This is a genomic window from Mucilaginibacter pineti, assembly GCF_900101875.1.
In the GTDB taxonomy this organism is placed as follows: domain Bacteria; phylum Bacteroidota; class Bacteroidia; order Sphingobacteriales; family Sphingobacteriaceae; genus Mucilaginibacter; species Mucilaginibacter pineti.
Genome location: NZ_FNAI01000010.1, coordinates 170771 through 185813, shown reverse-complemented (window position 1 = coordinate 185813; position 15043 = coordinate 170771). Strand labels below are relative to the sequence as shown.

Here is a 15043-nt window from a genome sequence, read left to right as displayed (position 1 = left end):
TTGTTTTTTAAAGTCCCATTCCTTTGGCCCTGACCGGCCGTTCAATAATTTGAATCGATTTTTCCTGTTGCACAAATGGCACTATTAGGGCATCCTTTTTTTCACTGTCCGCTGGTGCGATTTCTAATACAGTATTTGTTTGGGAAGAATCAGGAGGTGTGCCGGTTTCCAACATTTTTTTCTCCAGGATCTTAGCAGCAATTTCTTTTTCTAAAAGGGACAGCTCACTTTTCATTTCACGGAGTTCAGCTTCTTTATCAAATGGCCTTTCAATCACTTTTTCCAGCATAGGGATCTCCGCATTAGCTTCATCCACTCTTTTCTGATATTGCTCTTTAATGCTGGTTACCCGGTCAATAGCATTTAAAAAATGCCGTGCTGCGATTTTGGGATTGTCAATATTAGGCGCCCCATCATTGTAATTATAAGCGATTCCGGTTGCAGGGCTTTGGGCATAAAATGAATTGGAACGATCATAGATGGCATTCTCTTTTTTATCAAAACCTTTTAGGGTTTTGTGATGGACAATAAAAAGATCCATACCATACAGCTTACCGACCTCCAATCTGTCCATGCCACCGGATGGTTGCCAGTTCTGGTACATGCCGATAATGTGCTTGCCTATTTTTACAGGGTCTGCGTTGTTTACACCAATAAGTTGAATGGGGTTCTGTTTAGCACCGTCTTTCTCGTAGGTAAGCAATGCTTTATAACTGCTTTCATCCTGAGTTAATTTGTCTAGTATATCAATATTGTATTCCCTACCTGAAATAAGCCGATCCATTTGTGTTCTGCTGCGTGAAACATCCCTGAAATGCGCCGTTTTTAAGCTTTCCAGTACGGCTACTTTCTTCTCCAGTTTACTTTTGTCCAGCAGTGAGGTATCCCCGCTAAGAATGGCGATGTATTCAGAGAAGTTCATACCGCTCTTTTCATCCATAGCACCTTCATCAATAGTCCGGACACTCAATTCATTGTTTTTCATCTGCGAGATGAAAAGCTGTTTGTTTTTAAGCAGGTTGAACTTATAGTTATCAAGCGATTGTTCAACCGCATAGATAAAGTTCATGACCTTGTTGCCATAAAATTCTTTGGCAATAGTATTGCCTTGTCTCGCACCCCGTCCGTTGCGTTGCTCCAGTTCCGATGGCTTCCACGGTATATCCATGTGATGCATGGCTACTATCCGGTTTTGTACGTTAAGCCCAGTGCCGGCCTTTTCCGTACTACCGATCAGGATACGTATCTCACCGCGGTTCATTTTGCGGAACAGTTCTGGTTTTTTCTTTTCCGTCCAGTTATGGATAAAAGTGATCTCGCTGGCGGGGATATTGAAATCCTGTACCAGCTTATCTTTCAGCGCATCATAGATATTGAACGCACCGGGCTTAGGTGTACCGATATCGGAAAAGATGATCTGGGTGCCTTTATGGATTTTACTTTTTTCATACCACTCCGCCACGTTCCTTGCGCATACACTCACTTTGCTATCCGGATGGTCTCCATATTGAACGGGGTCGATGAGCCGCATGTCAGCAGACATCTTCTTGGCATAATTTGTAGCAATCAGCATCCGTGCTTTATCTTCCGATTCCGTCAGCTTCTCCCTACCAAGTATCTCGGCATCACCCGTGCGGGCAAATACCATCAGCTTTTGAATAAATTCCTGTTGTGCAGGCGTTGGTTTAATATTAAACAAAACCTCGTCCAAAGCGGGTTTATCCAGGTTGATATGTTTGGCGGTTTTATAGTCCGTTATTTCGTTGTAAAACATTGCCAGTTCCGGCACCTTAATAAAATGGCGGAAACGCTCTTTAGCAATGATCTCATTGGTTACAGAAAACTCAAAGTCTGTTGTCTTTCGCGCGAAGACAGCTGCCCATCCATCAAAGTTTTCAATGCGTTGGCGTTCCAGTTCTTTGGGACGCAGGTACTTAAAGATCAAGTATAGTTCCGTCAGGCTGTTAGAGATCGGCGTTCCACTCAAAAATGATACGCACATATCTGCATCGAATTTCTCTTGTAAGGTGCGTATGGCAAAAAGCATATTAAGTGCTTTTTGGCTACCTTCCTGATTGCCTAAACCTGCCACCCGACTGTGTCGTGTGGTGAAAGTCAGGTTTTTGAATTTGTGTGATTCATCGATAAATAAATGATCGATGCCCATTTCGCTAAAATTGATGCCCAAATCCTGTTTCTTTTCAATAGCATCTTCAATCGCTTTTAGCTTACCGATAAGGTTGACCTTACGGATCTCCAAGCCTTTGAGCATCATTTTAGAAATATCCCCACCAAGACTTTTAAGTGTTTGCAGGTCTGCTTCAATATTATTCAGTTCATCTCCCAAGATCTGCTGTTGTATATCGGGAGATTGCGGGATTTTTCCGAACTGGTCATGGGTCAAAATGATACAGTCCCAGTTATTGGCTTTGATCTCATGGAACAGGCGTATCCTTTTGGCAGGTTCGAAATCATTCTCATTGGGTGCCAGTATACGTGCCGCCGGATAAGCCTTACGGAATGTATCCCTGATCTGGTCAACGTTTGCCTTCAAGGCAAGGATCGACGGCTTGTTGACAATGCCGAGCCTTTTTAATTCCTGTGAGGCAACGATCATGGTAAGGGTCTTGCCAAGCCCGACTTCATGATCTACCAAGGCGCCACGGTTTTGAACAATTCGCCATGCCGAATCTTTCTGTGAATCATATAGATCCTTGATGCCAAGGGCAGCCCTGTCCAGTCCGGGGAATGTCAGGTGGCTACCATTATATTCCCTTAACCGGTAACAGTTAAAGGTTTCGTTATAAATTTTTTCAAGCCTTTGTTTGTCTTCATCAGGTAACTCCTGTAACCAATCGATAAAGCCGCTACGAATACTTTCAATTTTTTGATGTGCCAGTTGGGTGGCTTCATTATCGGGCAGGCGCACTTTTTTATCGCCCATATCTACCTCGTACGTAAAAAAGGGGGCAGTATTTTCAAGGGCGTTTTCTAATAACGTGTAGCCATACATCTTTTTACCGGATTTAGGCATGATGGCATATTGTTCATCGATCTTTGCGTTACGCCTTGACGGCGTTACCTTGAATGTATCAAGAGAGGGCAAGTAGTTTATCTTTGTATCGGTTTCAAAAAGGTCCTTTGCAAACCGTTCAAAGTAAGAAACCGGCATCCAGCGTTCGCCCAAGTTGAAATCGAGTAACTCGAACGGTATCTTTTCGGGCTGCACACCGGCCAGCGCTTCCAGGCTCCGTTGAAACTGAAGGATGGCAGGTTGTTCTTCCGCAATAATCGTTACCTGTTCAAGCTTTGCTACTACGTTTCCGCTCAGGAATTGGTCTTTTGTTTCCCACCGGTTATGGATCGGGTTCTGGTAGATATGGTCGCCAAGTCCAACAATAGCCTGTGGCTCGCTGGTATTGGTGATTTCAGCAATAAAAGCGGTATCCACATACCCTTTAATATTCAGGCAATGGGCGAGCGCCTCCAATGGCTCTTCAGTTCTGAAATATGCCAATTCATTCCGGTTAAGGTTAACCGAAAAAATATCTGATTGGACATAAGTATTGTTTTCCCTTCTTTCCAGTGAAGAAAGGACGTTTAAGCCAAAAGCCTCATCCGAAAGGATAAGCCTGCGGTTGGCTTGTTGGTTTATTTTCCCGAATTGTTTTTCAAACTTTTCATAAGCATCGTTCAGGGTGTCACGAAGTTTATGATGGCTCATATTCATGCTATCCTCAGCTTCGGCCTTAAAAAGTTCAAGATAGCTATCCCTCAACGGGATATATGCCTTATAAAACTCAAAGTGCTTTTGATCATTCAAGGGAGTAAAAAACGCCTGGCCGCTTACCTTTCCTATTTCGGATAAGAGGCCGATCGCTCCTCCAAATTCAACCAGAGCGCCGTTTTTGTAAATCGGTTTTAAATCTGGGAACGACTTGGCCGGTGCAGTTTTCAGGGCAAAACTATCTTCCATGCTTCTGTCTCCCTGATAAATAAAGGTATGGTCGAATTGCTGGAGGTCAGCAGATACGTTCTTAAGTTCAGTTAAAAGTTGGGTAGCATTGATCCAACGGTCATTGAGTTTTAATTCTTCAACGTTGGATTTTAGTTTATAGAGATAAAAATTACCCCTTATGGCTCTTGCGGTAAGCAACAAGACACTCTCGTGGTCGGGCTGATCTTCTGTCTTAATAGTGCTGATGATCCTTGCACTTTGTTTTTGAATATAGCGGCTATCATTCTCGTCAATATAGTCGAACGAACGATTGATATCTTCAACGGGCGTGGTATCGAATAACCCTAATTGTACCGGGGCTACCACCGGTTTGCTTTCCGGCACTGGAAGGAAAGTAAATTTTTTCTTTTCATCAGCAGTAATGATTTGTTGCGCTATTTCGAAAGCGGGGAATAAGTCCGCCTTAAAATTGCTTGTAAAATCTTTATTTAATAGGGTTAGCAAAGGTTCACGCAGCAGGTCGAGATCACCATGATGCCATACTTGTTGTTGTGCCTTACCATATTGATTCGTGCCTGCCTGAGCCTCACCCATCATAATGCCATCTGAGGCATTTACGATATAGGCGTTCTGGAAAAAACTGCCTGATTCATTCTTCTGCGGGATCGCCTCAATGAGTAATTTCTCGTTTTCATTCAGCGCAGTTTTATCCCACCTCTTTTGAACAATAAGAAAATGGTTAGGCGCTTCGGTACCCCCGGTCTCTTTCATCAAATTATCCGGCATGACCACCAGGCTGACAAAATCAGCGTGATTGAAAAGATATTCGCGTGCAGGTTTGTTGGAAGGGCTATTTAAAAAACCATCCGTTGTGATGTACGCCATCAGCCCGCCATCAGCCAGCTTATCCAACCCCTTTGCAAAAAAGTAGTTATGTATTTTTCCCGTTAAACCGGCTTCTTTAATCGTGGGGTCGTAAACGGAAAAATTACCGAATGGGATGTTACTGGTAATTAAATCGTGCGTTCCATTATCATTGGTAGTTGTATTTTCAAATCCGCTGATGTGTACTTTGGTAGTTACTTTGTTGAGACTGCTTGATGCCTGTAAAACCTTCCCGGTGATTACATCTTTTTCCACAGCGGTTATTCTTTCCGCGTCAGGGAATGCTCTGTCAGCTTCACTTACAAAGATGCCTGCACCTGCGCTGGGTTCATAAATACGTTTAGGCGAAATGCCCTGTTGCTTTAAGGCTTGAAATAGAATTTGTGGTACAAACTCCGGTGTGTAAAAAGCGGTAAGCCGACTATTCTTTAAGGAATCAATGGTACTTTTATAATCCTTTTCTGAAAGCTCATTTTGCAGCAATTCATGGAAGCCCATCATCGGATGGTATAATTTCAGATCCGCTGCACTGGCACCGTTTTCCTGCCAGCTTTCAACCGGGCCATTGGGATAAAGGATAGGCGCAATACCGCCAAAACCTGCGTAGGCTTGCAATGCCGATTTATCCGACTCGCTGATCTTCTCGCCTTGCTTGTAAGCAAGTGCAATACGTATCGCGGCTATATTGCCGGTTAATTTTTGAAGTGTATTGTAAGCCATCTTTCTCTCGGTTTTCTGTCAGCACAGGGCTTGTTGGTTAATTGAGGTAATCGCTGATCTTTGCGATCACGGCATAGCGCAGGAAGCGGTCTTCTTCGCTGTCTTCGGTAAATGGGAAGTTGTCGAGCAGGTCTTTACAGGCTTCTGTCAAATTGATCGTTTCATAGGTCAGCACACCAGCGTATTTGAATGCCGCATATTCCTTAGGGAAGTCTTCTTCAAGTATCACCTGCAGATAATTAAAGCGTGATGGGCGCAGCTCTTCGGTGAGTTCGGCCATCGCTAATTCTTCTATTACATAGCCCGGTTTGTTTTCATCGAGCAGGCGCAGTACGGTTGGCATGACCTTGCTTACCTTGTCTTCGAGATAGGTTGTTACTGAAAAACTTTCCTGTAGGCGGATAAGCAACTCCGGATTATTTTGCTGTATGTAAGCTTTGAGCTTTTCTTTCAAGAGGTTATGCATCGCTTGGTATTTTTTGTTTTTGATATAGCCTAAAGCTTTTGTCTCCTTGGCTTTTTAATGGCTGGTTGTTGCTGAGGCTTTGGCTCATTCTTTTTTGAAAAAACAATTGTTTTTTCTTTTAATGACCTGTTGTTGTTATGAAATTCATCAGGTAAACCCTGTTGCCTTGCAAGTCCAATTGGGTCTAGTTCTTTAAGTGGCGGCAGCAATACAATGCGAACATGGCCTGGTATGCCATCCGGCATTTTTGTATCTCCGGTAAACAGGTTTTTTGTTTTGGTATCAAAGAAGAAATGGGAAAATCCCATCTCTTCTTTGGCACCGATGATCGGCATCCGGTTGGATGGATCACCTACTTGCCGGAATTCAAGCTTTTCAATATCCACATGAAATAACGTCTCCGCGATATTGATTTCTGGCAATAACCTTTCGGGCCTTTGCTTCGGTGCTTTTGCCTCATAGCCCATATATTTTTCCATGCCCATAACTATACACCAAAGAAGCTTTTGATAACCGTTGCTACCACAACAAGGAAAATACAACTGCCAAACCATGCAGCCGCCACCTTGCTGGTATCCGGATCACCTGAATTCCATTTCTGGTAAACTTTAACCGCACCAATCAGTCCGAGTAATGCGCCGACGGCATACATAAGCTCAGTGCCCTTTCCAAAATAGTCCCGAACCATTGAGTTCGCCTTTTCGATACCGGCGTTGCCATCCTGGGCTTTGCTATACATGGCTACGGCCATTGCAACCGTTAGCATTAGGGCATACTTCGCCCTGCGGGATGATCTTTCAATCCCCAACTTCACTTTCCTCATTTCCACTATGTTTAATTATTCTTTCGCTTGAAAAAAATACCGGGGCGTGCGCTCCAACCACCCATTTCGTCCCACATCGGCACGCCCGGTATTCTATATTTTGTTGCCTGGCCTCCCTGCCATTCAAGGCAGGGGGCGGGCAAACAAGGCCGGTAGCTAATCCACCATCCCATATCACAATCACTACTACCAGCCAATAATTAGCGGGGCAGCGTTTCCCACGCCTCGTTCAACTCATCTTCACTGAACGCCACCCCGCAAATACTTTCTGCATACTGGATTATAAAATTGTTGATAGCTACCCGAAAGGCAGGCTGGCGTAACCCGCCATAGTTGACCAGTCTTTGTTTGAGCTGTGTGAGCAGCTCATCCTTGCTGATATTGTTGCCTGCCTCTTCGAATATGCTATGCCGGATGTCGGCTACAATTCTTTCGAGCTCCTCGAAAGTGTGTTCTTGATCTTCCGGTATTTCTTCTTCTGGTGTTTGTTGTTTTTTCCTCCGGGTAGGGATATTGTATTTACCGTTAAGGAGGTTAAAAAACTCTTTACGGAAATAAACCAGTATGATAATGACATACCATAAAGCCAGCAGTATGAACACTGTGGTATAATAATTTGACCAGGTAATTGATTTGAACATGACTGCAATTTTTTATTGGTTTCATTTTTCGGGAACCGTTTCCCTTTGTTGATGAAGCAAAATTGCAGCGGATTTCGACCGTGATCTCTATACCTTTTATAAGCTTAAAGAAATTTTTATTTTATCGTATTTTAATTTTTCAAATAGTTTGCGTAATGCTCTGAAGTAAAGGCCAGAGGGAATTGCAGCCATTTTTTACGACAAATGCAGGCAACATTTATTTACGTAATTTTTTCAATAAAAACTATAAGGTTTTGCCACCTTATAAATTTTTATTAGTTAAACTTTTTATCATAAAGTTTCGCAAAAAAGAATTCCCAATCTTTTTAAAAGGCTCATCCTTAAAATGCAGCTACACTTAATCAAAGATTTCCAGCACTTATTCAAAAGACCATCCCACTAAGAAAAAAGAAGTGAATTTTGAAAAACACTTTTTTTTCACATACAATAATTTTCAAAACAGATAATTAAATCTGCATTTATTGTAAACCACCCATACTTCATGATTTCATGAAGTACTTCAAGCGCTTTTTTAACTACTTGAAGTCTATATCCATTCAATACCCATCGCTACCATGAAAAGTTGATTCTATGTTTGCCCTGTCCATTTCGAAATGACATCAATTAAACAATTTAGAAAACCAAACAAACAGCGAGGATAATGGAAAAGTACACTAACGAGCTAATGAGTTCAATGCAATTGGAATTGCAAAAAATAGCCACCTCATCCGCAAATGATCTGCAAAAAGCTCAAAGGTCATTTTACTTAATTGAGGAAATAATAGGAAAGCTTAAAGCGTTTATAGCCACCTATAAATTCAAAGACCTAGAGGAAGAAGTTCAGTTCTTTAAAATCATTAAGCCGTCTTTTCAAAGCGAGCAAATCTTCTTTGAAAAACTGTATTACATCGAAGCAAGGATGCCTGTAGGTTCAGAGGCATCTCAAAAGGAATTTATCAATCAATACCTGATGCGTATTCAGGCATTCTTTGAAGAGAATAAATATCTGTATTGCTATTATTTAACCGATGATAAAACGATGGATAAACACTATTTCGTCAGTGATGTGTTGATACAGATGAATTTATTGCCCTTATCGACTTCGGATATGGATGCCAAATTTTCAAACCCATACAGCGCTACATTAGCTGGTATCCAAGCCCATGAAAGGCTAAGAGATCATTTAATTACGCAATTGAATGCAGATAGATCTCCGGCTTCAATAGCCGAGCAAAAGAAGAAAAGACGTTTAACCTGGACAGATTCAAAATCTGCTTTAATCGAATTAATTTATGCGATCCACTCGCGGGGTAGTGTAAACTTTGGGCAATGCAATATCAAGATTTTGGTTGCAGAGATGGAAGAGTTCTTTAATGTGCAATTGGGCAATGTGTACACCGTTTTTCTGGGCATGAGTATTCGAAAAAAGAGCAGAACACCATATTTGGATAGTTTAAGGGATTCATTAGGAAACAGATTTGATGACTTGGATGTTTAATAGGTTTATTGGGAAATAATTAAAAGGCCGGTGCTATTGCGCCGGCCAAATTATAGGAGTTAAAAACTAGATTATGATTAGAATTTCAGTATTGCTTGCACTATTATTTATGGGTTGCACTAATTTTCAAGAAGGGTTTATCAAGAATAAAAAATGGCGTGTAGTTAAAGAGACGGTGAAAACTTGGGATAAGACCGGTACAAGTTCCAGTGATAAGATTAAACAGCACTTTGATGTTATGGATGAATTACATTTTGATGATCCGGATAGCTTATCGGTAATTAGTTATGGAAAACCACAACGATATAGTTATAAAATTGAAGATAGCGTACTGTATTACCAAAACCCAAAGGCGTTTTACAAAACAGGAAAATGGGGAATTATAATTTCAACTAAAGATAGCCTTGTGTTGAGACATATAGAGAATTGGGGAAATGATGCATCCTTAAAAGTAACAACGATTATTCATTTTGTGCCCATTAAGAAATGATATTAGAAAGTTAAACACTTCTTAAATGCTTCTAAATCTTTTGCTACGTAAAAATGTAGGTATAGGTTCGCACTTTTCATGGTGATAGGGTTTATAGCGGCCGGTGTGTAATGCACCGGCTTTTTTGTTGCTTTTCCATGATCATCTTCGAATCTTTTCTATTAGCCCGCCAAATTTTCTACATTACGCTCGCTGATACGATGTAATGCATTTTCGTCAAGTCTTCGTTATTTGCCATTCAACACGCCCCAGTCAAACTTAAATACATCATGCACAAATTGGATACTTTTATTGCTGAATTGAAAAATTTGCAGTTCCCATCAGATCTTTTAAATTCAATATCTGAATCCGAAATTTTATCAGACCAAGAAAAAAAACACTTTGAGTCAATATGGAAAATGGCAACAGCGTTTGAAAACTGGAATCATAGCGATTTGGCTATTGGATTGAAAATAGCCTACGAAAAACTTCAACATTCATTTAAATTGTCAGAAGCCAGCATAAACATAATTGTCAGGCTTGCTTCTTATGATTGGAAATAACCAAGTATTGTCGTGTTGCTTTACACCGCTATCGAAAATCCTGTCAATTGCTTTCTCTGGTAAATTAATTAATCTATCGGTTTAGATTTAAGAATAGTGATCAATTCACTTAGCGTTTTACCCCTTATGCTATAAAGGTTGGGCTTATAAATTTTTCCATCCTGATAGACGTCTAAACTGTACGTGTTTTCTTTATTTCCTTTCCGGTATACATAACCGTATTCTTTACCATCTTCTATAGCGTGATACCCCAGGATACCGACACTATGCCTGCCTTGCTCCATTATCTGCACGAAATCAGTTGTATTAAGTGTCACATTGCTATAAAGCGCACTTGCTATCGAATTTAATAGATCATACTCATGATTATCTGAAAGAGCTGCCGGATTTTTAACCTGTTCTCTATAAAGCTTGCCATCTTTTTCAAAGTAGGTATAAGAACGTTTTGGGTCTATACCATCTTTTTGTGTGAACTCGGCCTGTACCATAGTAACCGTATTGACTTGCTTTTTATTGCTGTCAAAGTAGGTCAAAGACCTTCCTTCTTTATTAAAGGTAACCTTCAGACTATTTCTTTCCATACTGGATATCAAAAAACCGTCTGTCATCGGTAGCACTTTTATAAATTCGCCATAGTTTTCTGCGTAAAGATCGATCATCAGATAAGCAGTTTTGAAATTGTCCACGAAGGACACTATTTCTCCCGCTGCCTTTTTGATATGGAGCGGTGTTATGACAATGCCCTTTTGAAGTTTGCCATTTACGAAATTACCTTCCTCATCCAGCGTAATGAAATTTAACCGGGTGTCCTTGCCAGCTATTGTCTTATGCAGGTTATTGTAGACCTGGCTGACCAATGTTCCATTTTTATAAAAGTCAAACATCAGCCATTCATTCACCTCTTCCCGGGAAGCCCTGAAAAAGCCATTATAGGGTTTTCCATCTTTAAACTCGCCGAGCAGGTATTCTCCGTAATCCGATTGGTGCTTCCGATAAGCAGCATACAGATTATTATTTATAGACTGAGACACATGAATATCAAGGCTTAGCTGTTTGATGAGCTTACCGTCTGTTGCATTGCAATCGTAAGTATGTGTGTAACCATGCGAAAGGTCATCATTTGGCACGCATTTTAATTCACTTTTTTGTGTTGTGATAACGCCTGCGGAAGTTAAGTAAAGTTGTTGTGTTTCGTTTCTTTGGGTATATCCAAGCATTGGAAAAAGCATAAAAACAATAAGCAATTGTCGCATAGTATGTTGTTTGTGATCGTTTATTGATTACAATAACAAACTCCCCCGTAATTGTTTGCGCAAGGAAATATATAACTAATATTGTAAAATCAGTGAAGCCTGTTAATGGATACGATTGTTAGGCATCGTCCCCCTAAATATGAACCTATGGAAATAACTAAATACAGTAAACCCAGAAAAGTAATCCTTATAACCGGAATCATAACTGCTGTTATAAACCTCCTTGTTATCTATCCCCTGATGCATTCTACTGCGTCCTATATAACAGATTACAACTGGCTGTTTGTAAGCTTAGGGGGCTCGGTCTTGTTGCTTCTTTACGGCCTTACCGGCCCTCGTTTCTTCCAATACTTGTTGTTCACTTTTCTGAGTACAATATTTTGTGCTGTCTCCTTATTTGTCTACTCTATATGGGATTCATGGATGGGGTTTTTAGTATTATTGATTGGTATCCCTTCTGGTATCGTCACCGCATTAGTGTTCTTTATTTTAAGGTATGTCCTGTTTTTCCGGAACAAAAGCCGTCCAGTTGAGAAAGCACAAAAGAATAAGTTATTATTAAAACAAATCGTACTCTACATTTTCCTGGCAGCTATCATCTTAATATTATTTATAAAAGGGGGAGATTGGTGGTTCGATCTTTTCGAACAATAGATAGCTGAATTCCGTGCTGCGCAATCCTTCAAAAGCTTCCGTTATCTTTTTCCGGTACCCCGAGCACGCGACATTGAGCTGAGGATAACATAAAGCCTTCGACGCTTTGTGCTTTTCCATAAGACTAAAGTCAGGGAATATAATAATCCAATACATAGGCAGGAGAGTAACAAAACACGGAATTTGTTAAAGGATATATCATATCAAGTCCTAAAAATCATATCTTCATTACTCCGTGGCAATAGGGTTTATAAGGGCTGGCGCTTTTACATCGGCCTTTTTATGGTGGCTAAAATATGGATCGCGTATCCCCTATTTCCTAATAACAATAATTTTGTTTGCCGCAGATTGGGATGAGCCGTCACCTAATAATACCCTTGTACCGTTTTTCCAATAGCAGGCCGTAGGGGCTTTTCCAGGTTCCACATCCTGTGTCCAGCCGGATACATAAACATCTGTTCGGTCAACCGTTAAATTGGTAGCGAAATCACCATTGGGGTTATTTGTTACAACTACAGGCGAACCATTCTTGTAATATTTGGAAAGTAAGACCCCATTGGAAGGGTTGACTCCCGTGCCCGTAACATAAATGTCGCTCCCATTCGCCGAAATACTATAACCCTGAAAATCTCTGGCATCATCATTCAGTTTAATGGCGGGGCCGAAATCCTTATTGTAACTGGCCTGTGATTTACCGCTATCGTTATAGCTCTCGGACCACATCATGTAAATATCGCTGCCTGAAACGGCAATTGCCTGACGCTCCGCATAGGTGCTGGTAGTGCTGAGGTCTGTCACGTGACCGTTTTTCCAATAACAAGCTACGGGTGATTGTGCATCCTGATTATGCATGCCAATAGCATAAACATCATTGCCAACGATTGTAAGGCCATTTACGGAAGCATTTTCTGAAGTGCCACTTAGATTTACCTCGACACCATTTTTCCAATATTTGGCGATATAAGTGGCTGAGCTGGCCTGTCGCTCCCTACCTGCGGCATAAATATCATTACCTTTTACAAAAATGCTTTGTGCGAATGCATTTTGGGAGCCATCAGTAAGGTCTTTTACAACACCGTTTTTCCAGTATTTAGCAACGTAAGTATCATGGTCGGTGTAACCATAGCCTGATATATAAATATCGTTTCCGACAACTAACATGTCAGTAGCAACAACACCTGAGGGAAGTGAGATAGCCTGGCCATTTTTCCAAAGCTTAGCACCATAACTGTCACTACCTACTGCATAGACATCCACGTCGGAATTTGCAGGTGGATTGGGGGCAGGGTTATCTTTCTTATGACAGGAAGCCAATGTAAAAAACAGAAGCGGTAAAAGATAAGATAGAAAAGTTTTCTTATTTTTCATTAGATAAGTAATCGCATTTTAAGTTTAGTTCACCCGGTTTTAATTCACAGATTGGATTAATTAACCATTAACAGCTATTATTTGTTCGGAGGTTATTTAAAAATAAGCGCTTTCATGTTTAAATAATTCTGACCATACGATTGAACCTTAGCCACAGGCTTCTCTACCTAGATGGCAACTGGTGAATAGTTGATGTGATTTGCTGGTTGATCTGTTTTAATTCTGGTGTGACGTGTCCTTTTCCCAGTTTAATATTTTGTTCCATTAACTGATAACTTGCTATCCTCAGCTGGCAATATTGAATCAATAACCGGTTGCGTCGATGTAACCTATCTGATAGTTTCAGATGATCCAGTTCCTTAGCAAGACTAATACCCTTAGTCCAATAAATAAGGCCTTGTTGAAGTTCTTCGAGCAGTGTTTCGTCCGGCTTATAGTCGGTATCTTTTAATGCAGTTAAGGCGCTGTCTTCAATCTGATTAAATTCAGCGATCCTATTTTCATATATAAACCGGTCACTTTGACGCAGGTTTAAACATGCGATGGTCACCAAACAGATGGCAACAATAGATACGGAAAGCAGGGCTAGCCATTGTCTCTTAACGTTATCCGGTTGTCGCAAAGATGGCATAAAGGCATACCCCATAATCAAACCGCTAACGAGGCCACCGATATGCGCTGCATTGTCAATTCCCCCTTTAAAACTTCCATAAGCGAGGTTATAAACTACAAATATGCCTATATTAATCAACAGCCCTTTACGCATCCCTCGTTCAATATGGTTGGTTGATAATAGCGCAAGAAAGACGCCATACATCCCGAAGATGGCCCCCGATGCCCCGGCACTAACCGTGTGATCGTGCCACCAAAGGCTGGCCAGGCTTGCAATGATACCCGAAAGCATGTAAGCAATGATAAATTTTGCTTTGCCCAGAAACGGCTCCAAAAACAGTCCGACAAAAACAAGGGCATACATATTCATCAACAGGTGGAAAAATCCAAAATGGATAAAGCAGTTAGTTATGAGACGCCACCACTGGCCGTTAGGCGTTGCCACCGTTGCATTAGCGCCCCCGCGGATCATACTTGCGGCGCTAGGCTCGAAAAAGGACACACCCGTGAACAACATGGCCAGAAATATTAAAATATTCAGGTCTATTAGGATGGGCGTTACAAAATATCCTTCGGCTGGTTTAAAAAGCGATAAATACCCACCGGAAAAACTATACTTAGGCCTGATATTGGGCTTTAAGGTATCCTCATAAGGCGGCACAAAATCTTTCTTATAAACTTTATATTTTTCGCTTATTTCATCTTCCGTAATAGCAGACTTCATCTTTTCAAAAGCAGCGATATATTGGGAAACCGTATGCTCGCTTTGGCCAGCATCACTCACCATGTTAGAAATCGGGACGCACTGGACGTTAGCCTTGTCTCTCTCCAGTTTAACGGTTATCTCGCCGTTCCATGCATACTCACTGTTTTGGGTATAGGCAATCACACCGGCATCAGATACAAACCGGATGCGCCAGCCGAGATATTTAATGGTTTCAAAAGCGATTACCAAAAATTGCTTTTTGGAAAGCCCGGTTATTGGAAAGTCTTGTTCGAATTTTGCCATATGGTTTAAGGAAAGGTAATAATAATACAGCCCTGGAAAGCTTTTGTTTACTGCTACTAGTTTACCGTTCATACCATTACCTGGGTAAACATTGAACAAAACGCATTTGAACTGTTATTAGTAA

At 41.1% G+C, this 15043-nt stretch carries 12 protein-coding genes; 4 read left to right on the top strand and 8 right to left on the bottom strand.

The features are described from left to right. Positions 1-7 precede the first annotated feature (7 nt). The 5 genes from BLS59_RS20535 to BLS59_RS20515 form a co-directional block, all read right to left on the bottom strand. On the bottom strand, positions 8-5563 hold the full coding sequence (locus tag BLS59_RS20535; RefSeq protein ID WP_091152093.1) for a helicase-related protein: 5556 nt from the start codon (positions 5561-5563) through the stop codon (positions 8-10). Positions 5564-5600: 37 nt separating this feature from the next. Then, positions 5601-6029: a hypothetical protein gene (locus BLS59_RS20530; protein ID WP_091152091.1), complete on the bottom strand. Its 429-nt coding sequence runs from the start codon at positions 6027-6029 to the stop codon at positions 5601-5603. Positions 6030-6058: 29 nt separating this feature from the next. Beyond that, positions 6059-6508, bottom strand: coding sequence for a hypothetical protein (locus BLS59_RS20525; protein ID WP_143014193.1), 450 nt, complete (start codon positions 6506-6508; stop codon positions 6059-6061). An 8-nt stretch (positions 6509-6516) separates the two neighbouring features. Further along, entirely contained in the window at positions 6517-6795 is a 279-nt protein-coding gene (locus BLS59_RS20520) for a DUF4134 domain-containing protein (RefSeq protein ID WP_240315299.1), read from the bottom strand. Between the two features lie 257 nt (positions 6796-7052). Next, the gene (locus BLS59_RS20515; RefSeq protein ID WP_091152085.1) at positions 7053-7493 is read right to left on the bottom strand and encodes a hypothetical protein; all 441 of its coding nucleotides are present in this window, start codon (positions 7491-7493) and stop codon (positions 7053-7055) included. A 661-nt stretch (positions 7494-8154) separates the two neighbouring features. Here BLS59_RS20515 and BLS59_RS20505 point away from each other — a divergent pair. The 3 genes from BLS59_RS20505 (at position 8155) to BLS59_RS20495 (ending at position 10023) form a co-directional block, all read left to right on the top strand. Next, positions 8155-8991 (top strand): RteC domain-containing protein, encoded by an 837-nt coding sequence (locus BLS59_RS20505; protein ID WP_091152082.1) that lies wholly within the window; start codon positions 8155-8157, stop codon positions 8989-8991. Positions 8992-9064: 73 nt separating this feature from the next. Continuing rightward, complete coding sequence (locus BLS59_RS20500; RefSeq protein ID WP_091152080.1) at positions 9065-9481, top strand: hypothetical protein; 417 nt, start codon at positions 9065-9067, stop codon at positions 9479-9481. Positions 9482-9750: 269 nt separating this feature from the next. Next, positions 9751-10023, top strand: coding sequence for a hypothetical protein (locus tag BLS59_RS20495; RefSeq protein WP_091152078.1), 273 nt, complete (start codon positions 9751-9753; stop codon positions 10021-10023). Between the two features lie 68 nt (positions 10024-10091). On the opposite strand, the gene BLS59_RS20490 is transcribed toward BLS59_RS20495, so the two are convergent. Beyond that, complete coding sequence (locus tag BLS59_RS20490; protein WP_091152076.1) at positions 10092-11276, bottom strand: hypothetical protein; 1185 nt, start codon at positions 11274-11276, stop codon at positions 10092-10094. Positions 11277-11423: 147 nt separating this feature from the next. Here BLS59_RS20490 and BLS59_RS20485 point away from each other — a divergent pair, with 147 nt between their 5' ends. Next, positions 11424-11930 (top strand): hypothetical protein, encoded by a 507-nt coding sequence (locus BLS59_RS20485; protein ID WP_143014192.1) that lies wholly within the window; start codon positions 11424-11426, stop codon positions 11928-11930. A gap of 312 nt (positions 11931-12242) precedes the next feature. Here the strand turns inward: BLS59_RS20485 and BLS59_RS20480 are convergent, their stop codons facing one another. Together BLS59_RS20480 and BLS59_RS20475 are read right to left on the bottom strand one after the other, a co-directional pair. After that, positions 12243-13298 carry a hypothetical protein gene (locus BLS59_RS20480; protein ID WP_091152072.1) on the bottom strand — a complete coding sequence of 352 codons (1056 nt, stop codon included), beginning with the start codon at positions 13296-13298 and terminating at the stop codon, positions 12243-12245. A 163-nt stretch (positions 13299-13461) separates the two neighbouring features. Next, positions 13462-14991 carry a rhomboid family intramembrane serine protease gene (locus tag BLS59_RS20475; protein ID WP_091152070.1) on the bottom strand — a complete coding sequence of 510 codons (1530 nt, stop codon included), beginning with the start codon at positions 14989-14991 and terminating at the stop codon, positions 13462-13464. Positions 14992-15043 lie beyond the last annotated feature (52 nt).

Coding starts and splice junctions, on each gene's coding strand:
- BLS59_RS20535 (WP_091152093.1), bottom strand. CDS start 5,563: ATGGCTTACAATACACTTCAAAAATTAACCGGCAATATAGCCGCGATA.
- BLS59_RS20530 (WP_091152091.1), bottom strand. CDS start 6,029: ATGCATAACCTCTTGAAAGAAAAGCTCAAAGCTTACATACAGCAAAAT.
- BLS59_RS20525 (WP_143014193.1), bottom strand. CDS start 6,508: ATGGAAAAATATATGGGCTATGAGGCAAAAGCACCGAAGCAAAGGCCC.
- BLS59_RS20520 (WP_240315299.1), bottom strand. CDS start 6,795: ATGCTAACGGTTGCAATGGCCGTAGCCATGTATAGCAAAGCCCAGGAT.
- BLS59_RS20515 (WP_091152085.1), bottom strand. CDS start 7,493: ATGTTCAAATCAATTACCTGGTCAAATTATTATACCACAGTGTTCATA.
- BLS59_RS20505 (WP_091152082.1), top strand. CDS start 8,155: ATGGAAAAGTACACTAACGAGCTAATGAGTTCAATGCAATTGGAATTG.
- BLS59_RS20500 (WP_091152080.1), top strand. CDS start 9,065: ATGATTAGAATTTCAGTATTGCTTGCACTATTATTTATGGGTTGCACT.
- BLS59_RS20495 (WP_091152078.1), top strand. CDS start 9,751: ATGCACAAATTGGATACTTTTATTGCTGAATTGAAAAATTTGCAGTTC.
- BLS59_RS20490 (WP_091152076.1), bottom strand. CDS start 11,276: ATGCGACAATTGCTTATTGTTTTTATGCTTTTTCCAATGCTTGGATAT.
- BLS59_RS20485 (WP_143014192.1), top strand. CDS start 11,424: ATGGAAATAACTAAATACAGTAAACCCAGAAAAGTAATCCTTATAACC.
- BLS59_RS20480 (WP_091152072.1), bottom strand. CDS start 13,298: ATGAAAAATAAGAAAACTTTTCTATCTTATCTTTTACCGCTTCTGTTT.
- BLS59_RS20475 (WP_091152070.1), bottom strand. CDS start 14,991: ATGAACGGTAAACTAGTAGCAGTAAACAAAAGCTTTCCAGGGCTGTAT.